Annotated in this window: 17 protein-coding genes and 1 pseudogene; 12 read left to right on the forward strand and 6 right to left on the reverse strand. The window is 74.2% G+C overall.

The features are described from left to right. The first annotated feature begins 40 nt into the window (after positions 1 to 40). On the forward strand, positions 41 to 883 hold the full coding sequence (locus COO58_RS27690; RefSeq protein ID WP_091570168.1) for an ABC transporter permease: 843 nt from the start codon (positions 41 to 43) through the stop codon (positions 881 to 883). Positions 884 to 936: 53 nt separating this feature from the next. Here the strand turns inward: COO58_RS27690 and COO58_RS27695 are convergent, their stop codons facing one another. Further along, complete coding sequence (locus tag COO58_RS27695; protein ID WP_091570173.1) at positions 937 to 2,118, reverse strand: ABC transporter substrate-binding protein; 1,182 nt, start codon at positions 2,116 to 2,118, stop codon at positions 937 to 939. Positions 2,119 to 2,565: 447 nt separating this feature from the next. Between COO58_RS27695 and COO58_RS27700 the strand changes: the two genes are divergently transcribed. From COO58_RS27700 to COO58_RS27715, 4 genes are all read left to right on the forward strand, one after another. Beyond that, positions 2,566 to 5,652, forward strand: a complete 3,087-nt coding sequence (locus COO58_RS27700; protein WP_098747853.1) for a sensor histidine kinase — start codon at positions 2,566 to 2,568, stop codon at positions 5,650 to 5,652. After that, entirely contained in the window at positions 5,649 to 6,056 is a 408-nt protein-coding gene (locus COO58_RS27705) for a roadblock/LC7 domain-containing protein (protein WP_013288588.1), read from the forward strand. Before COO58_RS27700 ends, COO58_RS27705 begins: the two co-directional genes overlap by 4 nt. 64 nt (positions 6,057 to 6,120) lie before the next feature. Then, entirely contained in the window at positions 6,121 to 6,483 is a 363-nt protein-coding gene (locus tag COO58_RS27710; RefSeq protein WP_030501578.1) for a DUF742 domain-containing protein, read from the forward strand. Continuing rightward, positions 6,464 to 7,081, forward strand: a complete 618-nt coding sequence (locus COO58_RS27715) for an ATP/GTP-binding protein (protein WP_091570183.1) — start codon at positions 6,464 to 6,466, stop codon at positions 7,079 to 7,081. The genes COO58_RS27710 and COO58_RS27715 overlap by 20 nt, the downstream gene beginning before the upstream one ends. 13 nt (positions 7,082 to 7,094) lie before the next feature. On the opposite strand, the gene COO58_RS27720 is transcribed toward COO58_RS27715, so the two are convergent. Genes COO58_RS27720 through COO58_RS27740 form a run of 5 tightly spaced genes read right to left on the reverse strand, consistent with a single transcriptional unit; the run spans position 7,095 to position 14,626 of the window. Beyond that, entirely contained in the window at positions 7,095 to 8,183 is a 1,089-nt protein-coding gene (locus tag COO58_RS27720) for a uroporphyrinogen-III synthase (RefSeq protein WP_091570188.1), read from the reverse strand. After that, a complete protein-coding gene (gene nirD, locus COO58_RS27725; RefSeq protein WP_098747854.1) occupies positions 8,183 to 8,530 on the reverse strand; it encodes a nitrite reductase small subunit NirD in 348 nt (115 codons plus the stop codon). The genes COO58_RS27720 and nirD overlap by 1 nt, the downstream gene beginning before the upstream one ends. Next, the gene (gene nirB / locus COO58_RS27730; RefSeq protein WP_098747856.1) at positions 8,527 to 11,037 is read right to left on the reverse strand and encodes a nitrite reductase large subunit NirB; all 2,511 of its coding nucleotides are present in this window, start codon (positions 11,035 to 11,037) and stop codon (positions 8,527 to 8,529) included. The genes nirD and nirB overlap by 4 nt, the downstream gene beginning before the upstream one ends. Then, on the reverse strand, positions 11,037 to 12,521 hold the full coding sequence (locus COO58_RS27735) for an FAD-dependent oxidoreductase (RefSeq protein ID WP_098747857.1): 1,485 nt from the start codon (positions 12,519 to 12,521) through the stop codon (positions 11,037 to 11,039). The genes nirB and COO58_RS27735 overlap by 1 nt, the downstream gene beginning before the upstream one ends. Then, the gene (locus tag COO58_RS27740) at positions 12,518 to 14,626 is read right to left on the reverse strand and encodes a molybdopterin oxidoreductase family protein (protein WP_098747859.1); all 2,109 of its coding nucleotides are present in this window, start codon (positions 14,624 to 14,626) and stop codon (positions 12,518 to 12,520) included. The genes COO58_RS27735 and COO58_RS27740 overlap by 4 nt, the downstream gene beginning before the upstream one ends. A gap of 147 nt (positions 14,627 to 14,773) precedes the next feature. Between COO58_RS27740 and COO58_RS27745 the strand changes: the two genes are divergently transcribed. The 7 genes and pseudogenes from COO58_RS27745 (at position 14,774) to glmM (ending at position 20,195) form a co-directional block, all read left to right on the forward strand. Next, on the forward strand, positions 14,774 to 15,472 hold the full coding sequence (locus COO58_RS27745; protein ID WP_091570209.1) for a class I SAM-dependent methyltransferase: 699 nt from the start codon (positions 14,774 to 14,776) through the stop codon (positions 15,470 to 15,472). A 74-nt stretch (positions 15,473 to 15,546) separates the two neighbouring features. Continuing rightward, the gene (locus COO58_RS27750) at positions 15,547 to 15,807 is read left to right on the forward strand and encodes a DUF6364 family protein (RefSeq protein WP_098747860.1); all 261 of its coding nucleotides are present in this window, start codon (positions 15,547 to 15,549) and stop codon (positions 15,805 to 15,807) included. Further along, entirely contained in the window at positions 15,785 to 16,090 is a 306-nt protein-coding gene (locus COO58_RS27755) for a hypothetical protein (RefSeq protein WP_172967920.1), read from the forward strand. Before COO58_RS27750 ends, COO58_RS27755 begins: the two co-directional genes overlap by 23 nt. Before the next feature lie 122 nt (positions 16,091 to 16,212). Beyond that, on the forward strand, positions 16,213 to 17,592 hold the full coding sequence (locus tag COO58_RS27760) for an MFS transporter (RefSeq protein ID WP_098747861.1): 1,380 nt from the start codon (positions 16,213 to 16,215) through the stop codon (positions 17,590 to 17,592). 209 nt (positions 17,593 to 17,801) lie between these two features. Continuing rightward, positions 17,802 to 18,245, forward strand: a complete 444-nt coding sequence (gene rplM, locus COO58_RS27765) for a 50S ribosomal protein L13 (protein WP_091570221.1) — start codon at positions 17,802 to 17,804, stop codon at positions 18,243 to 18,245. Positions 18,246 to 18,265: 20 nt separating this feature from the next. Beyond that, positions 18,266 to 18,730, forward strand: coding sequence for a 30S ribosomal protein S9 (gene rpsI / locus COO58_RS27770; RefSeq protein ID WP_088998399.1), 465 nt, complete (start codon positions 18,266 to 18,268; stop codon positions 18,728 to 18,730). Between the two features lie 110 nt (positions 18,731 to 18,840). Then, a pseudogene (gene glmM / locus COO58_RS27775) lies at positions 18,841 to 20,195 on the forward strand (phosphoglucosamine mutase). Positions 20,196 to 20,205: the final 10 nt, after the last annotated feature.

Here is a 20,205-nt window from a genome sequence, read left to right on the forward strand (position 1 = left end):
GCGTGCCGGTCGTCCTGACCGGCCGAGAGAGGAGGACACGTTGACGCAGTTGACCGAGGCCCGGCCGGGGGCGCCGGAGGAGCCGGCCCCGACCGCGCGGCCCCGTCGCGGCCCGGCGGTACGCCCGGCGGCGGTCGGGTTGCCGGCGCTGGGGCTGGTCATCGCGGTGGCCGCATGGTGGCTGGTCACCTCGGGGCTGCACCTGGTGCACCCGGTGGCGTTGCCGCCGCCGCAGGACGTGGCCCGCTCGCTGGCCGCCACCACCGACGTGCTGCTGCCGGCGCTGGGCATCACCACCTGGATGACCCTCGCCGGCTTCCTGCTCTCGGCGGCCGTCGGCGTGCTGATCGGGATGGCGCTGGCCGCGTCCCGCCGGGTGGAGCGGATGTTCGCGCCGCTGCTGGTGGCGGTGAACGCGGTCCCGAAGATCGCCTTCGGTCCGCTGCTCGTGGTGGCCGTGGGTTTCGGCCAGAAACCCATCCTGACGATGGTGTTCCTGCTCTGCTTCTTCCCGATCGTGCTCTCCACCGCCACCGGGCTGACCACCACCCCGGCCGACCTGGCGGAGCTGGGCCGGTCGCTCAACGCGTCCTGGTGGCAGTCGTTCCGCAAGGTGCGTTTCCCGGCCGCCCTGCCGCAGATCTTCGTCGGCCTCAAGGTGGCCATGCCGCTGGCCGCGATCGGCGCGGTGATCGGGGAGTTCTACTCGGACCGGCCCGGCCTGGGCTACCAGATCCTGCAGTACAACGGCGTCGGCGACACCGCGACCGCCTGGGCGGCCATCGTGCTGGTGGCGCTGATGAGCATCGTGCTCTACGCGGTGCTGAGCCTGATCGAGCGCCTCGCCCTGCCCTGGGTCCGGGCCACCACCTCCGCCCGCTGACCCACCCCGAGGGGAGGTGGGCCCCGGCGCCGGGGCCCACACCCCCACGGTGACTACCCGGCGAGCCGCCAGCGACCACCACGAGCGACAAGCGTCGTCAACGCCTGCGGCATCAGCCCGGAGTGGTTGTCCGGGGTCATCCGGATCGGCCCGGAGAGGCCGTCGAGCTGTGCGGTCTCCAGGACGTCGCGCAGCGCGTCCCGGTTCACCTCGCCCGGCTTCCCGCCGGCGCGCTGCTCGGCGTCGGCGATGAGCTGCACCGCGTCCGCGGCGAACGAGGAGAAGCCGTTGTAGCCACCGAACCGGGCGGTGTAGTCCTGGAACCACTGCCGGCGGGCGGCCTTGGCCGGGGTGGTGGCGATGACGTCGTCGATCACCATCGTCTGGGTGAAGATGAGCGTGGCCTGCTCGGTGGAGCGGGCCGACGGGCCCAGGAACAGGTCACCGGCGGCCGAGGCGTCGAAGAAGAACGAGCCGCCGAACTTGCTCTGCCGGGCGGTGGTGGCGGCCAGCGTCGCCTGCTCCGGCGTGGTCCAGAGGACCAGGGCCTGCGGCTTCTTGGCGATCAGGTCGCTGATCTGGGTGCTCACCTCGGTGTCGGTGGTGCGCACCGACTCGGCGCCGACGAGCCGTACCGAGGTCTTGCCGAACTCGCGCCGCAGCGCGGTCAGCCCCTCCTGGCCGTAGCCGTCGGCGCTGTGCAGCACGGCCACCTTGCGGATCTGACGCCGGCTCAGTTCGGTGGTGAGCGCCGCCGCGCTGTCGGCCGCATTCGGCGCGAGCTTGAAGACGTATCGGCGCTGGCCGACCGGCTCGGTGACCGCGCCGGCGGAGGCGAGCGCGATGGTGGGAATGCGCTTGTCGCCGATCGTGCGGGCGGCGCCGACGGCGCATTCGTTGCAACTGCCCATGATGACGGCGCTCACCTGTGCGTCACCACTGAAATCGTTGATGTTCCGCAAGGACTCGGCCGCGTCGGAGCGGTTGTCCTTCACCCTCAGCTTGATCTGCCGGCCACCCAGCGCGCCCGAGGCGTTCAACTGGTCGACCTTCAGTTCCAGAGCCCTTTGGTAGACCTTGCCGATCGGCGCGGAAGCGCCGGAGAGTTCGAGGTCGGCGGCGATCACGATCGGGCTGGTGTCCTGCGGTTCCCCGCCGATCCCACAGCCGGTGAGCGTGGTGGCCAGCACGGCCGATGCGAGCACCGCGATGCGCGCGGAGCGGATGGGGCTCAACTCAGTCCTCCAGGTGCGGCGCGGGTCGACGCCCGATCACCGCCGCTCGTCCGTCCTCAGTGGAGGAACGGGATTGGTGTGCCGTACGGTGTGCGCGAAGCCTGCAAAACCTTGCCAATGCCGGGCCCTGTGGTCAAGCGCGGACGCCGGAAGCCGTTTCGGGACGCTCATCCCACATGCTGGGGACACGAAACGTTAACCGACAATTACTGCCCAGATGCGCGTGACCACTCTGGAGTGACATCCCCTGTTCAGGGGGTTGGAGAAAAGAAGGTATTAGGTGATCGGATCTCGGGTTGAGTCGACCCCGACCGTTTCCTGCCTCACTGCGGCTTCCCAAACAGGATCTCGTCTGATGAAATCGCGGCCGTGCCGCGCGTGGCGCTGGCCGCTGCACCAGGCACGGGTCAGCGGGTCGCGCGTGGAAGAAACGACGGAGGCGATGTCGTGAGCACCGGACCTACGACCCTGCCCGGGAGCCCCAACGCCGAACAGCGGAACCGGCGACGGCGCCTGCCCAGGCTGCGCGACGCGCGGATCCGCTCCAAGCTCGCCCTCATCCTGGTCGTTCCGGTAGCCGCTGTCATCGCACTGGCAACTATCCGACTCATTTCCGTGGGCCAGGGCGCGTACGAGGCGGACCAGGTCCGCGCGCTCACCGCGGTCTCGGTCGACGTCTCGGCGCTCACCCAGGACCTGCACAAGGAGCGGATGGCGGCGGCGGCCTTCCTGGCCGACCCGGAGCAGAAGCCCGACGACTACAACCTGCGGGTGCGTCGCACGGACGAGCGGATCGCGGCGTACCGCGAGGAGCGCGACAAGCTCGGCGACGTGTCGGCCGCGATCCGGGACCGGCTGAAGGTGATCGACGACCACCTGGCCACGCTCAACGGCACCCGCCAGGAGGTGCTCGACCGCCTGCAGATGCCGGTGGCCGAGGCGAGCCTGCGTTACGGGATCGTCCTCGACGACCTGGTCTCGTACGGCGACGCGCTGGCCCAGCAGCCCGGCGCGGAGAGCCTCGCCGACGCCCGCCGGGCGGTGGCCGCGTTCGCCCACGCCAAGGCCGAGGTCGCGGAGGAGCAGGCGGTCGCGTTCACCGCGCTCGCCGCCGGCGGCCGGATCGACGAGGAGCAGTTCTCCTCCTTCGTCGCCACCCTGACCGGCCAGCAGGAGGCGCTGCTCGCCTTCTCCCGGGCCGCCGCGCCGGAACAGCGGGGCCTGGTGGACCGCACCGTCTCCGGCGACGCGGTCCAGCTCGCCGACCGGGTCGCCAACGACCTGTCCCGGTCGGTCGGCAAGCCCACGCAGGTCACCCGGGACGAGGCGTCCGCCGCCATCGGCGCGGTCGACGACCTGATGCGGTGGGCGGAGATCCAGCTCCTGGACGAGCTGCTGGCCGACGCCGACGCGGTGCGCGCGGACGTGATCCGGCAGGCCTTCGTGGAGAGCCTGCTCGTGCTGCTCACCCTGGCCGTCGCCGTCACGCTCGCGGTGGTGCTCGCCCGCTCGCTCAACGACTCGCTGCGCCGGCTGCGTGAGGGCGCGCTCTCGGTCGCCAACCACGACCTGCCGGACGCGGTGAGCCGGCTGCAGAACGTCAACGCCATCGGCGACGGCGGCGTGGACGAGATCGTCCAGCAGGTCCGCGACCCGATCAAGCTGTCCAACCGGGACGAGGTCGGCCAGGTGGCGGTGGCCTTCAACGTGGTCCACCGCGAGGCGGTCCGGGTCGCGGCCGAGCAGGCCGCGCTGCGGACCAGCGTCTCGGCGATGTTCCTCAACCTGGCCCGCCGCTCGCAGAGCCTGGTCGACCGGATGATCGGCGAGCTGGACGCGATCGAGCGCGGCGAGGAGGACCCGAAGCGGCTGGCCCAGCTCTTCGAGCTGGACCACCTGGCCACCCGGATGCGCCGCAACGACGAGAACCTGCTGGTCCTGGCCGGGGCCGACTCGGCGGTGCCGCGCCGCGACGACGCGCTCCTGGTCGACGTGCTGCGCGCCGCCCAGTCCGAGGTGGAGCTCTACAACCGGATCGAGTTCGGCACGGTCGACACCGACATCTCGGTCGCCGCGCACGCCGTCAACGACGTGGTCCGCCTGGTGGCCGAGCTGCTCGACAACGCCACCCGGTTCTCGCCGCCGAACACCTCCGTGGTGGCCGACGGTCGCCGGATCCGCGACTACGTGCTGATCCAGATCGAGGATCGGGGTCTCGGCCTCAGCGACGAGCAGCTCGACTCGCTCAACCGACGCCTGGCCGCGCCGCCGACCGTCGACGTGGCCGCGTTCCGGCTGATGGGTCTGGCCGTGGTCAGCCGGCTCGCCTCCCGCTACGGGATCCGGGTCGAGCTGCGCCGCAACGTCGAGGGCGGCACGGTCGCCCAGGTGACGCTGCCGAACCCCACCGTGGTGCTGCCGGTCAACCGGGGCCAGGCCCCGCTGACCCGGCCGCGTCAGCCGCTCGCCGTGGAGCAGTCGCCGTTGAGCCAGGTCGGCGCCGCCGACGCGCTGGCCGGCGCCGGCCGGGGCGCGACCGCGACCCTCGCCGAGCAGTGGCGCGGGGCGACCACCCCACCGCCCGCCCGCTGGCAGGCCCCGGCCGAGGCGCGGGACACCGCCGCGCCGGTCGTGCACCTCGGCGGGGCGACCGGCGCGATGCCCACCGTCTCCAGCCCGGTTGCCGCCGCGCCGACGACCGCGCCCACGCCGGTGTCCGGCGCCGGCTGGTCGGCGGGTGGGCCGACGGTCGCGTACCCCGCTCTGGACCCGCTGCCGCAGCGGGCGCCGAGCAGCGACACGGCGGCCACCGCGGCACCGCCGGCCTACCAGCCGCCGGCCGTGCCGCCACCGGCGGAGCCCACCCCGGCCGCACCGGTGGTGGCCCGGCCGGAACGGCCGGCCGAGGCGCCGATATTCCGGGAGATGGAGGCGGTCTGGTTCCGCTCACACGGAGAGGACGAGACCACCATCTTCACCCGGCCCCGGTTCGACGAGCCGCCCGCACCGACGCAGCCGGCGGCGCCGTCACCCGCACCGGTGCCGCCCGCAGTGCCGGAGCCGGCCGCGTCGATGCAGCCCACTGCCGCGACGCGACCGCCGCTGCCCACCCGCACCCCCGGCGCCCAGGCGGCCGGGATCACCACGCCGCCGCCGTACAGCCCGCCGCCGGTGCCGCCCACCCGGCCCGCCGCGGCGGCCCCGCCGCCGGCGAACCCGGTGTCGCCGGCCCCCGCGCCCGCCTCGCCCGTCGACCCGGAGGCCTGGCGGACGGCGGCCGACGAGGGGTGGACCCGGGCCAGCCGGGCCGCCGAGCCCACCACCGGCGGCACCACCCGCTCCGGCCTGCCCAAGCGCGTGCCGCAGGCCCAGCTCGTGCCCGGTGGGATCGAACCGAAGAGCGGGCGGGACCGCAGCCGACGTACCCCGGACGAAGTGCGGGGGCTGCTCTCCGCGTACCACCGCGGCGTCCAGCGGGGCCGTACGGCCGGCGCCGACCCGACCAGCACCTCGACCAAGGAGACGAACCGATGAACAGGCCGGCTGCCATGCAGGACATGGGTTGGCTGCTCACCAACTTCGCCGACAGCGTGGCCGGCATCGCCCACGTGGTGGCGGTGTCCGCGGACGGGTTGCTGCTCGCCTCCTCCCGGGACCTCCCCGGGGACCGGGCCGACCAGCTGGCCGCGATCACCTCCGGCGTGGTGAGCCTGACCGAGGGCGCGGCGCGGATGTTCAGCGCCGGCGGGGTGTTGCAGACCGTGATCGAGATGGACAGCGGATACCTGTTCCTGATGTCCATCAGCGACGGCTCGTCGATGGCCGTGCTCGCGGCGCGCAGCTGCGACGTCGGTCAGGTGGGCTACGAGATGGCACTGCTGGTGGAGCGGGTCGGCCAGGCGTTGGTCCCGTTGCCGAGGGACGCCGTCCGGTCCTGACCGGGCCGGTCGACCTGGTGATCCGGAGCCGCTTCGGCTCCGTACGAGGGGAGGTGATCGCGAGTTGGAACCGCGACGTGATCCGCGTGGCGCGCTGGTGCGACCGTACGCGGTCACCCGGGGCCGCACCGAGCCGTTGCAGAACATCGCGCTCGAGGCGGTGCTGTCCAGCACGCCGACGCAGTCGGCCGAGGCGCGCTTCGCCGGGCACGACAAGTACCGCATCTCCTCGGTCTGTGAGGGCCGGGCACAGTCGCTGGCGGAAATCGCCGCTTACACCCGGATGCCGCTGGGCGTCACCCGGGTGCTGGTCGCCGACATGGTGGCCGAGGGCCTGCTGACGCTACACACTGCCGCTCCCGCGACGGGCTTCGCGGCGCGCATGAACCTGCTTGGAAGGGTGCTAAGTGGACTTCGCGAACTATGACCCCGACGGGGCGAACCGCGGCCGGGAGATCATCTCCGCGAAGATCGTGATCGCGGGCGGCTTCGGGGTGGGCAAGACCACCCTGGTCGGGGCGATCTCCGAGATCCAGCCGCTGACCACCGAGGCCCTGATGACCGCGGCCGGGGTGGGCATCGACGATCCGTCGAAGGTGCCGGGCAAGGAGACCACCACGGTCGCCATGGACTTCGGGCGTATCACCATGGCCGAGGACCTGATCCTCTACCTCTTCGGCACCCCCGGCCAGACCCGGTTCTGGTTCATGTGGGACGAGATCATCCGGGGCGCGGTGGGCGCGGCGGTGCTGGTGGACACCCGCCGGATCACCGACGCGTTCGCGCCGCTGGACTACTTCGAGAACCGCAAGCTGCCGTACGTGGTGGCGCTGAACCGCTTCGACGACGCGCCGCACTACGAGCTGGAGGAGATCCGGGAGGCGCTGGCCATCTCGCCGGACGTGCCGCTGGTGATGTGCGACGCCCGGCGGCGGGAGTCGGTCAAGCAGGTGCTGGTCACGGTGGTGGAGCACGCCATGCTCCGGCTCCAGGCCGAGCACGGCTTCCCGGCCTCGGTCGGCTGAGACCGCCTGCGGGTCAGTCGACCCGCAGGCGGTAGCCGCGCTTGACCACCGTCTGCACCACGCGGGGGGCCTTCAGGCCGACCCGCAGGCGGGCGACCGCCATCTCCACCGCGTGCTCGTCGGCGCCGCGCGGCAGCGTGCGCAGCAGCGCGGTGCGCGACAGCACCTTCCCGGGCGACGCCGCGAGCGCCCGCAGCACCGCCATCGGGGCCGGCGCCAGCGGGCGCAGCTCGCCGTCGACCACCGCGGCGTGTCCGCGCAGCGTGAGCACGTGCCCGGCCGCCTTCACCGAGACGGTACGCCGGGGCAGCTCCTCGACGATCGTGCGCACCAGGGCACCCAGCCGGGCCCGGCTCGGCGCGCTCACCGGCACCCCCCGCCGCACCAGCGGCTCGGCGGTGACCGTGCCGACGCATCCGGCCAGCACGTCGCCGCGCAGCGCCTCCAGCACCGTCTCGGCGCGGTCCCCGGCCGCCCGCAGCAGGGCCTCGGCCGCCGGCGCGGAGGTGAACGTGACGGCGTCGACCAGCCGTCCCGCGACCAGGTCGATGAGCCGGTGCAACGGCGCCGGGTCGGCCGGCGGCGCCCAGCGGTAGACCGGCACCTCGATCACCGTCGCCCCGGCCGTGACCAGCGCCTCGGTGCACTCCGGCTGCCGGTCGCCGTGCAGTTGCAGCGCCACCACCTGGCCGGCGACGCCGCGCCGGACCAGGTGCTCGACCACCTCGTCGCAGCTCTCCGACGCGGGCGACCAGTGCTCGCGCAGCCCGGCGGCACGGATCGCCCCGGTCGCCTTGGGTCCGCGGGACACCACGTAGGCGCGGGCGAGGGTGGCGCGCAGCGGCTCGGCCAGCCCCCACCCCTCGGCGGCCTCCAACCAGCCCCGCATCCCGATGCCCGTGTTGGCCATCAGCACGTCCGGCGGGTGCGCCAGGCAGGCCCGGGTGGCCTCACGCAGGTCGGTGTCGTCGGCGAGCGGCACGATCCGCAGCGCCGGGGCGAGGACCACCCGCGCGCCGCGCCGCTGGAGCAGGGCGGCCAGCTCGTCGCGGCGCCGGTCCGCGGTGACCCCGATGGTGAAGCCGGCCAGCTCGTCGCGCATCATTCCTCCTGCCGCAACCGCACCTCGACCAGGCCGTCCCGGCAGCGCGCCCGGTGCCGCCGCAGCGTCACCCCGGGCAGGTCCAGGCAGCGCCCGGTGGTGAGGTCGTAGACCTGCTTGTGCAGGGGGGAGGCGAGCGTCGGCACCCCGCCCCGGCTGCCGACCAGGCCCCGGGACATCACGTACACGCCACCGACCGGGTCCAGGTTGTCCACCGCGAACAGCCCGGCGGCGGTGCGGAAGAGCGCGACCTGCACGCCGTCGACGAGCGCGGCGACGCCCCGGTCGAGGTCGAGCCGGTCCGGCGGGCAGACCGGCGTCCAGCCGAGCGTCACGGTCGGGCTCATCGCCGCACCTCCGGCAGGCCCAGCACGACCGGTTGCCGGCGGTCGCCCGGCGGCGCGCCCCGGGCCGGCACCGGCTGGCCGCGTTCGACCGCGAAGGTGATGGACGGGTCGGGCACGTCCGGCGCGTTGACGAACGAGGTGAAGCGGCGCAGCCGGTCCGGGTCCTCCAGCACGTCCCGCCACTCGTCGGAGTAGCCGGCCACGTGCCGGGCCATGGCCGCGTCGAGGTCGGCGCAGAGACCCAGCGAGTCGTCCACGAGCACCGACCGGAGGTGGTCGAGGCCGCCGTCCATGGCCTCGATCCAGGCGGCGGTGCGCTGCAACCGGTCGGCGGTGCGGACGTAGTACATGAGGAACCGGTCGATCAGCGTGACCAGCTCCCCGGTGCCCAGGTCGGTGGCGAACAGGTCGGCGTGCCGGGGCCGGAAGCCGCCGTTGCCGCCGACGTAGAGGTTCCAGCCGGTTTCGGTGGCGATGACGCCGAAGTCCTTGCTCCGCGCCTCGGCGCACTCGCGGGCGCAGCCGGAGACCGCCGACTTGAGTTTGTGCGGGGCGCGCAGGCCCCGGTAGCGCAGCTCCAGCGCGACGGCGAGCCCGACCGAGTCCTGCACCCCGTACCGGCACCAGGTGTCGCCGACGCAGGACTTCACCGTGCGCAGCGCCTTGCCGTACGCGTGACCGGACTCGAAGCCCGCGTCGACCAGCCGGCGCCAGATCTGCGGCAGCTGGTCGACCCGCGCGCCGAACAGGTCGATCCGCTGCCCTCCGGTGATCTTGGTGTAGAGCCGGAAGTCCCGGGCCACCTCGCCGATCGCGATCAGCTTCTCCGGGGTGATCTCGCCACCGGGTATCCGGGGCACCACCGAGTAGCTGCCGTCGCGTTGCAGGTTGGCCAGGAAGTGGTCGTTGGTGTCCTGCAGCGACGCCGCCTCGCCGTCGAGCACGTGGCCGGTGCCGAGGGAGGCCAGGATCGAGGCCACCACCGGCTTGCAGATGTCGCAGCCGCGCCCGCGCCCGTGCTCGGCGACGAGCCGGGAGAACGTGCGGATGCCGCGCACCCGGATGAGGTCGAACAGCTCCTGCCGGGTGAGGTCGAAGTGCTCGCAGAGCGCGCGGGACTGGCGTACCCCGGCGGCGTCCAGCAGCTGCTTGAGCATCGGCACGCAGGAGCCGCAGCTGGTGCCCGCCCGGGTGCACGCCTTCAGCGCCGGCACGTCGGTGGCCCCACCGGCGATCGCCGCGTCCAGGTCGGCCCGGGTGACCGCGTTGCAGGAGCAGACCTGGGCGGCGGCGGGCAGCGCGCCGGCGCCCGCGCCGCCGGTGGGCGCGAGCAGCGCCAACGGGGGAGCGGGCAGCGGCCCGCCGACGCTCGCCCGCAACGTCGGGTAGGCGCTCGCGTCCCCGACCAGCACGCCGCCGAGCAGCGTCCGCGCGTCGTCGGAGAGGACCAGCTTCGCGTACGAGCGGGTGACCGGGTCGGTGAACGTCACGTCGAGGCAGCCGGGGGTGACCCCATGGGCGTCGCCGAACGACGCCACGTCCACGCCGAGCAGCTTGAGCTTGGTCGCGGTGTCCGCGCCGGGGAACGTGGCCGCCCCACCGAGCAGCCGGTCGGCGACCACCTCGGCGGTCGCGTAGCCGGGCGCGACCAGGCCGTGACAGGCGCCGTCCACCGCGGCGCACTCGCCGACCGCCCAGATCCGCTCGTCGGCGGTCCGGCAGGCCGCGTCCACCAGCACGCCGCCGCGCGGGCCGACCGGCAGCCCGGCCGCCCGGGCCAGCTCGTCCCGGGGCCGGATCCCGGCGGCCACCACCACCAGCTCCGCGTCGACCGTGCGGCCGTCCGCGAGCGACAGCGCGGCCACCGTGCCGTCCGGCCCGGGACGCAGCGCCGTGGTGGCCACCCCGAGGTACGACGTGACGCCCAGCTCCTCGACGTACCGGCGGAGCATGGCCCCGCCCGCCTCGTCCACCTGCACCGGCATCAGCCGGGGCGCGAACTCGACCACGCTGGTGGCGAGCCCGAGCAGCCGCAGCGCGTTGGCCGCCTCCAGGCCGAGCAGGCCGCCACCGATCACCGCGCCGGTCCGCCGGCCCCGGGCGTGCTCCCGGATCGCGGCCAGGTCGTCCAGCGTCCGGTAGACGAAGACCCCCGGCAGGTCCGTGCCGTCGACCGGCGGGACGAAGGGGTACGACCCGGTGGCCAGCACCAGCGCGTCGTAGGGGTACTCGCCGTCCGCCGTCGTCACCACCCGGCGGGCCCGGTCGACGCCGGTGACCGGTTCGCCCAGCCGCAGCTCCACCCCGTCGTCGGGGGTGTGCAGGCTCAGCTCGTCCGCGTCCACCCCGTCGAAGAGCGCGGAGAGCCGCACCCGGTCGTACGCCGGACGGCGCTCCTCGGCGAGCACCGTGACCCGCCACCGCCCGTCCCGGTCGCGGGTCCGCAGCGCCTCGACGAAGCGCTGCCCGACCATGCCGTTGCCGACGACCACCAGCCGCTCGCTCATCACACCTCCACCGCCTCGCGGTTCGCATCCGGGTCGCGTACCTCGTCGGTCGTGGGCGGGTCCGCCTCGGCGAGCCAGCCGGCGATGCCGGCGACCGCGTCCCGGCACCCGCCGCAACCGGTGGCGGCGCGGGTCGCGGCGGACAGCGCCGCGACGCTGCGGGCGCCCGCGCGCCAGCACGCCACCAGCGCGCCCTTGCTCACGTCGTTGCACCGGCACACGACGGCGGCGTCCGGCATCAGCGCCGGGGACGCGGCCGGTTCGGCCGGGGCCGCGCCGAACGCGCGGCCGAGCAGCAGCGACCGCCGGTCCGCCGGCACCGGCGCGCCCCGGTCGAAGAGCTGCACCACCGTGCCGACCGTCGGGTTGTCGCCGAGCAGGATCGCCCCGGTCAGGCGCTCGTCGCGGATCCGCAGCCGGGCGTAGGTGCCCCGCGCGGGGTCGGTGAACGTCAGCTCCTCGACCGGCCCGGTCCCGGTCGGGACTCCGGCCACGTCGCCCATCGAGGCCAGGTCGATGCCGGCGGCCTTGAGCCGGGTCACCACCGGTCGGGGCCGGTAGCGGACCAGCGGGTCGCCGCCGGTCAGCAGGTCGGCGACCACCCGGGCCTGCGCCCAGGCCGGCGCGACGAGCCCGGTCGGCGTGCCGTCGTGCTGGGCGCAGTCGCCGATCGCCGAGATGCGCCGGTCGTCGGTCCGCATCCGGTCGTCCACCACCACGCCCCGGTCGACGGCCAGCCCGGCGGCCGCGGCCAGCGCGGTGTCGGGGCGGACGCCGCAGCAGAGCACCAGCAGGTCGGCGGCGACCGACTCGTCGTCGCCCAGGCGCAGGCGGACGCCGTCGGCGTCGGCGGTGACCCCGGTGGCGGGGACACCCAACCGGACCCGGACGCCCAGCGCGGCGAGGGTGTCCACGAGGACCGCTCCGGCCGGCGGGTCGAGCTGGCGTTCCATCAGGTGGCCGACCGGGTGGACCACGGTCACGGCGACGCCCCGGGCGGCGAGCCCGCGGGCCGCCTCCAGCCCGAGCAGCCCGCCGCCGAGCACGAGGGCGTGGCGCGCGTCCCGGGCGGCGGCGAGGATCCGCCGGCAGTCGGCCAGCGTGCGGAACGGGACCACCCGGTCCGGCAGCGGGTCGAGCCCGGGCAGCGGCGGCACCACGGACCGGCTGCCGGTGGCGAGCACCAGGTGGTCGTAGCCGTGCCGGGCGCCGTCGGCGGTGCGCACCTCCCGGGCGGTCCGGTCGATCGCGGTGACCGGCGCGCCGGTCCGCACGTCCACGCCCGGGCCGACGGCCTCGACCAGTTCCAGGTCCGGCTCGTCGATCCGGCCGGCGAGCAGGGTGGAGAGCATGATCCGGTTGTACGCGCGGTGCGGCTCCGCCCCGAGCACGGTGACCCGGTGGTCGCCGTCGCGCGCGTGCAGCTCGGCGACGAGGCGGGCCCCGGCCATGCCGTACCCGACGACCACGATCCGGGCGGTCATGCCGGCTCCACCCGGACCGCGCAGATCTTGAACTCGGGCATCCCGGAGACCGGGTCGAGCGCGTCGTTGGTGACCGAGTTGGCCCGGGCCGCGCCGGGCCAGTGGAACGGCGCGAAGACGGTGTCCGGCCGGATCGTCGGGGTGAGCCGGGCCGGCGCGCGCAGCTCGCCCCGGCGGGAGACCACGCGGACCGGCGTGCCGTCGGCCACGCCGAGCCGGGCGGCCAGGTCGGGGTGCAGCTCCACGAAGCCGCCGGGGGCGGCCCGGCGCAACGCGGCCACCCGCCTGGTCTGGGTGCCGGACTGGTACTGGGCCAGCACCCGCCCGGTGGTCAGGTGCAGGGGGTAGTCGGCGCAGACCGGCTCGGCGGCCGGGCGGTGGGCCACCGGGTGGAACCGGGCGCGGCCGTCCGGGGTGGGGAACCGGTCGGTGAAGAGCCGGGGGTGGTCCGGCCCGTCGGGGTCCGGGCAGGGCCAGAAGACGCCGGTGTCGGCGTCGATCCGGTCCCAGGTGATCCCGGCGTAGTCGGCCGGGCCGCCGGCCGAGGCCCGGCGCAGTTCCTCGAACACCTCGCGCGGATCGCTCGGCAGCGGTGTCGGGCCGGGCAGCCGGTCGGCGAGCGCGGCGAGGATCTCCAGGTCGCTGCGGACGCCGGCGGGCGGTTCCCGCAGCGCGCGGCGGCGCAGCACCCGACCCTCCAGGTTGGTCATCGTGCCGTCCTCCTCGGCCCACTGGGTCACCGGCAGCACCACGTCGGCCAACTCGGCCGTCTCCGAACGGAGCAGGTCGGCGACCACGAGCAGGTCCAGGTCGCGGAGCCGGGCCTCGATCCGGGCCGCGCGCGGGGCGGAGACGACCGGGTTGGAGCCGAAGACCAGCAACGCCCTCGGCCCGGCCGGGGTGCCGAGCGAGTCGAGCAGTTGGTAGGCCGGCACGCCCGGCCCCGGCAGCGTGGCCGGGTCGACGCCCCACACCCGGGCCACGTGCTCCCGGGCCGCCGGGTCGTCGATCCGCCGGTAGCCGGGGAGCTGGTCGGCCTTCTGCCCGTGTTCCCGTCCGCCCTGCCCGTTGCCCTGCCCGGTCAGGCAGCCGTAGCCGGAGCCGGGACGCCCGGGCAGGCCCAGGGCGAGCGCCAGGTTGACGAAGGCGGTGACCGTGTCGACGCCCTTGGCGTGCTGCTCGGCGCCCCGGGCGGTGAGGACGATCGCCCGGTCCACCGTGGCCAGTGCGCGGGCGGTGGTCTCCAGGTCGGCCGCCGGCACCCCGCTGAGGCGCTCCACCTCCGCCGGCCAGTAACCGGCCACGGTCCGCCGGACCTCGTCGAAGCCGGTGGTCCGGGCCGCCATGTACGCCCGGTCGACGAGGCCCTCGGTGAGCGCGACGTGCAGCAGCGCGTTCGCCACCGCCAGGTCCGTTCCGGGCAGCGGTTGCAGGTGCAGGTCGGCCTGGCGGGCGGTGGCGGTGGCCCGGGGGTCGACCACGATCAGCCGGCCGCCGCGCTCCCGCAGCTCGGTGACGTGGCGCATGAGCGGCGGCATGGTCTCGGCCGGGTTCGCGCCGACCAGCAGCAGCGTGTCCGCCCGGCCGAGGTCGGCGAGCGGGAACGGGAGCCCCCGGTCGACGCCGAAGGCGCGGTTGCCGGCGGCGGCGGCCGACGACATGCACCAGCGTCCGTTGTAGTCGATGTGCCGGGTGCGCAGCGTCACCCGGGCGAAGCGGCCCAGCGCGTACGCCTTCTCGTTGGTCAGCCCGCCGCCGCCGAAGACCGCGACCGCGTCCGGCCCGTGCCGGTCCCGGACCGCGCCCAGCCCGGCGACGATCCGGTCCAGCGCCTCGTCCCACCCGGCCGGGCGCAGCGCTGCGCCGGGCCGGTCCCGCAGCAGCGGGGTGGTCAGTCGCTCCGGGTGGTCGAGCAGCTCGGCGGCGGTCCAGCCCTTCTGGCACAACCCACCCCGGTTGGTGGGGAAGTCCCGGGGGGCCACCTCGACGCGGTCGCCGGTCGCCCGAAGCGTCATGCCGCACTGGAGCGCGCAGTACGGGCAGTGCGTGGCGACCTCCCGGGGACGTACCCCCGTTCGCGTCGCCGTGCGTGCACCGTCTGTCATGTCGGAAAAGCGTGCCGGCGGGCGGTTTCCGGTCCGGGTCCCTTCTGTTTCGGTCCTGTCAAGAGCGCCTCACACCGCACGGGGGTGACGGGCCGAATCGTCGGGTTTAGAATATGGGAAAGTTGTTCCATATAATGGGAGACGATCGTGAGCGTGACGGACGCGTTCGACGCGGTGGCGGGCACCTACGACCAGGCCCGGCGACGGCTGGTGCCGTGCTTCGACGCCTTCTACGGCACCGCCGTCGAGGTGGCCGCGCCACCGTTGCGAACGGCGCTCGCCGCCGGGCGTACCCCCGAGGTGCTGGACCTCGGGGCGGGCACCGGCCTGCTCTCCCTGCTGCTGGCCGCCGCGGTCCCCGGCGTCCGGCTGACGCTGGTCGACGGCGCGCCCGCGATGCTGGCGGTGGCCACCGGCCACCTGGCCGCCCGGGGCGTGCCGCACCGCACGGTCCACGCCGACCTGGGCGACCCCCTGCCCGCCGGGCGGTACGACGCGGTGGTCTCCGCGCTGGCCGTCCACCACCTCGACGACGACGGCAAGCGGGCGCTCTACCGCCGGGTGGTGGACGCGCTGACGCCGGGCGGGGTGTTCGTCAACGCCGAGCAGGTGGCCGGCCCCACCCCGGCGCTCGACCGGCGCTACGACGAGGTGTGGACGGCGCGGATCACCGAGCGGGGCTCCGACGCCGCCGAGATCGCCGCCGCGCGGCAGCGGATGCGGCACGACCGCCCGGCGACCGTGGCCGAGCAGTGTCGCTGGCTCGCCGAGGCGGGCCTGGTCGACGTGGACTGCTTCTTCAAGGAGTGGCGGTTCGCCGTCTTCGGCGGCCACCGTCCGGGATGAGGTCGGCTGTCCGGTTCGCCGATGGGCGCGCGCGGGGATGACTGGTGGTCATACCCCTGGGTAATCTCTCCGGCATGACCGCCAAGGTGACGTTGTCGTTCTCCGACGAGACGATCGAGGAGGCGCGCCGGTTCGCCAAGCGGGAGGGCCTGTCCCTCTCCGCCTGGATGGACCAGGCCGCCCGGGAGAAGGCGCTGCGCGAGGTCTTCACCGCGCACGCCGCCGCCGTCGGCCGTGCCGGCCTGGACCTCGAAGCCGCCGCCCTGGCCGACGCCCAGGAGGCCGCGCTGGTCGACGACGCCCTGTTCGGCGGTGGGCGCCCGCGTGCTGCGTAGGGGAGAGGTCTGGCGCATCTCCGGCGCCCGGGAACGGTTCGGCCTGGTCATCAGCTCCGACGTCTACAACTCCACCGACGTGCCGATCGTGATCGTGGCCGAGGTGGTCGAGGAGTCGCTGTTGCGCGACTCACCGCTGGCCGTCCGGATGGGCGGCTTCGTGGTGATGCCCGACCGGCTCTCCTCACCGATGAAGAAGTGGTTCAGCGAGTGCGTGGACGTGGCCGACACCGAGACCATGCAGCGGGTCGGCCGGGCGCTGCGCATCCTCCAGGAGCTGTGACCGCCTCACCGCCGCCGCCCGGCGGACGTGCGATCTCCGTTTCCGGACCGACGCGCGCGGGGCACCCCGGGGAAACCGGCCGTTCCTAGCGTCCCCCTCGTCACCGACGAGGAGGAGCCGCCGTGAGCACGCTCGCCACCAGCACCACCACGACCCCGGCGCCGGTCGCCACCGGCCGGCCCGGGCGGATCACCGAATGGCGTCCCGAGGACCCGGCGTTCTGGGCCGCCGGCGGCGCCCGGGTGGCCCGGCGCAACCTGTACGTCTCGATCTTCGCCGAACACGTCGGCTTCTCCGTGTGGAGCCTCTGGTCGGTGGTGGTGCTCTTCCTCGGCCCGGAGTACGGCATCGACCCGGCCGGGAAGTTCCTGCTCACCGCCGTGCCGGCCGCGCTGGGGGCGGTGCTGCGGCTGCCGTACACGCTCGCCGTGGCCCGGTTCGGCGGCCGGAACTGGACCATCGTGAGCGCCCTGCTGCTGCTCGTGCCGGCGGTGCCGATGGCGGTGCTGATCGAGCCCGGGGTGTCGTACGCCACGCTGATGGTGCTGGCCTGCCTGTCCGGGGTCGGCGGCGGCAACTTCGCCTCCTCCATGGCCAACATCAACCTGTTCTTCCCGGACCGGCTCAAGGGCCGGGCGCTGGGGCTCAACGCCGGTGGCGGCAACCTCGGCGTGCCGGCCGTGCAACTCGTCGGGCTGGCGGTGCTGGGCGTCGCGGGCGCCGCGTACCCCCGGCTGGTGCCGGCGGTCTACCTGCCGCTGATCGTGCTCGCCGCGCTGGCCGCGGCCCGCTGGCTGGACAACGTGCCCGGGGCGCGCAACGAGCCGGGCGCGCTGCGGGCGGCGGCCCGGGACCCGCACACCTGGGTGATGTCGCTGCTCTACGTCGGCACGTTCGGCTCGTTCATCGGCTTCGGCTTCGCCTTCGGCCAGGTGCTCCAGCTCCAGTTCCACGACCGGTTCCCCACCCCGGTCGACGCCGCCTGGCTGACCTTCCTCGGGCCGCTGGTCGGCTCGCTGGTCCGGCCGCTCGGCGGCCAGCTCGCCGACCGGCTCGGCGGGGCCCGGGTCACGTTCTGGAACTTCGTGGCGATGGCCGGCGGTGCCGCGCTGGTGCTGTACGCGGCCCGGGACCGGTCCTTCCCGCTCTACCTGGCGGGGTTCCTGGCGCTCTTCGTCTTCTCCGGGATCGGCAACGGTTCGACGTACAAGATGATCCCGGCGATCTTCCGGGCCCGGGCGGCGGCCGAGGCGGAGCGGACCGGCGACCCGGAGGCGGCGCGGCGGCGGGCCCGCCGGCTCTCCGGTGCGCTGATCGGCATCGCCGGCGCGGTCGGTGCCTCCGGCGGGGTGCTGGTGAACGTGGCGTTCCGGCAGTCGTTCCTGACCTCCGGCACCGCCGACGCCGCCTACCTGGCCTTCATCGGCTGGTACGCGCTCTGCTTCCTGGTGACCTGGGTGGTCTACCTCCGACCCGGGCCGCGTAGGCTGGCCGGCGTGTGACCCGCGCCATGGAAAACGCGCAGGCCACGCGTGGTGCGACCCCGTTTTGACCTGCCACCGGGCGGCCGGGTATCGTTGCCTGCTGTTGTACGACATTCTTAGGCGTGCCGCATCAGGTACGCTTGGTCGTTCGTGCGCGCTGGTTCGACTGGGAAGCCCCGGTTACCTCGGCGCGCGACCCCAGACCGACGACGAGACAAGGTAGACCTGTGCGTACGTACAGCCCGAAGCCGGGTGAGATCGAGCGTCAGTGGCACGTCATCGACGCCTCTGATGTCGTGCTGGGCCGCCTGGCGACCCACGCCGCCACGCTGCTGCGTGGCAAGCACAAGCCGACTTTCGCGCCGCACGTCGACACGGGCGACTTCGTCGTCATCGTGAACGCGGGCAAGGTCGCGCTGACCGGCAACAAGCGCCAGACCAAGGTCGCTTACCGCCACTCCGGTTACCCGGGTGGTCTGAAGCGGGTCGGCTACGACGAGCTGCTCACCAAGCGGCCCGAGCGGGCCATCGAGCTGGCCGTGAAGGGCATGCTCCCGCACAACAAGCTGGGCCGTCAGCTCCTCAAGAAGCTGAAGGTCTACGCCGGTGCCGAGCACCCGCACGGCGCGCAGCAGCCGGCGCCGTTCGAGATCAAGCAGATCGCGCAGTGAGCGCGGGCGAAGGAAGCAGCATGACCGACATCACCGAGACCGAGGTCGCCCCCGAGGCCACCGAGGCGCCGGCGCCCGTCGCGCGCGCGCCCCGCGGTGACCGCCCGATCCAGACCGTGGGTCGGCGCAAGGAAGCCATCGTCCGGGTCCGGATCGTCCCCGGCAGTGGCAAGATCACCTGCAACGGCCGTGACCTCGAGGCCTACTTCCCGAGCAAGGTGCACCAGCAGCTCATCAAGGACCCGCTGGTCACCGCCGAGAAGCCCGAGGCGTTCGACGTGATCGCCAACCTGCGGGGCGGCGGCACCACCGGCCAGGCCGGCGCGCTGCGGCTCGCCATCGCCCGGGCGCTGATCGTCAACGAGCCCGACGACCGCCCGGCCCTGAAGAAGGCCGGCTTCCTGACCCGTGACGCCCGGGTCAAGGAGAGCAAGAAGTACGGCCTCAAGAAGGCCCGTAAGGCTCCCCAGTACTCGAAGCGCTGATCACCACCAGCGACTTGTACTTCTGACGGACGGCCGGGTCCGCCTCCCCTCCCGGGAGGCGGCCCGGCCGTTCCGCGTTTCTCCTCTCAACGGCACGGAGGTTGGCGGGTATGGGCCGGTTGTTCGGCACGGACGGCGTACGCGGGCGGGCGAACGCGGATCTCACCCCGGAGTTGGCGCTCGCGGTCGCGGTGGCCGCGGCCCACACACTGGCCGAGACCGACCGGAGCCACCCGCCGCTGGCGGTGGTGGGTCGGGACACCCGGGCCAGCGGCGAGATGCTGGAGGCGGCCGTGGTCGCCGGCCTGACCAGCGCCGGCGCGAACGTGGTCCGGGTCGGCGTGCTGCCCACCCCGGCGGTGGCGTTCCTCACCGCCGAGGCCAAGGCCGACCTGGGCGTGATGCTCTCCGCCTCGCACAACCCGATGCCGGACAACGGCATCAAGCTCTTCGCGGCCGGCGGGCACAAGCTGCCCGACGAGATCGAGATGCGGATCGAGGCGGCCGTCGAGGCCAACGCCACCACCGCCTGGACGCGCCCGACCGGCGCCGGCGTGGGCCGGGTGCACGACCTGCTCGACGGCGCCGACCACTACGTCCAGCACCTGGTCGGCACCGTGCCGCACCGCCTCGACGGGATCAAGGTCGTGGTCGACTGCGCCAACGGCGCGGCGGCCGACGTCGCACCGGTCGCCTACCGGGAGGCCGGTGCCGAGGTGATCGCCATCCACGCCGAGCCGGACGGGCTCAACATCAACGACGAGTGCGGCTCCAACCACATCGAGGCGCTGCGCGCCGCCGTGGTCGAGCACGGCGCGCACCTCGGCATCGCCCATGACGGCGACGCCGACCGCTGCGTCGCGGTCACCGCCGACGGCGAGGAGGTCGACGGCGACCAGGTCATGGCGATCCTCGCCCTGGCGATGCGGGACGCCGGCGAGCTGACCCAGGACACCCTGGTCGCCACCGTGATGAGCAACCTCGGCCTGCGGCTGGCCATGTCCGCGCAGGGCATCCGGCTGGTCGAGACCAAGGTCGGCGACCGGTACGTGCTGGAGGAGCTGCGCGCCTCCGGCTTGGCGCTGGGCGGCGAGCAGAGCGGGCACATCGTGCTGCCCGCGTACGCCACCACCGGCGACGGCGTGCTCACCGGGCTGCACCTGATGGCGCGGATGGCCGCCACCGGCACGTCCCTGGCCGAGTTGGCGTCCGTGGTCACCAAGCTGCCCCAGGTGCTGATCAACGTGCCGGTGGGCGACCGTACCGTCGGCGCCGCCGCGCCGGCCGTCCGCGCCGAGGTCGAGCGGGCCGAGTCCGAGCTGGGCGAGACCGGCCGGGTGCTGCTGCGCCCCCCGGCACCGAGCCGCTGGTGCGGGTCATGGTGGAGGCGGCCACCGAGGCCACCGCCCGCGAGGTCGCCGAGCGCATCGCCGAGCAGGTGCGCACCGCCAGCCCGGTCGCCTGACCGGATCCAG

Source organism: Micromonospora sp. WMMA1996, from assembly GCF_002573675.1.
Classification (GTDB): domain Bacteria; phylum Actinomycetota; class Actinomycetes; order Mycobacteriales; family Micromonosporaceae; genus Micromonospora; species Micromonospora sediminicola.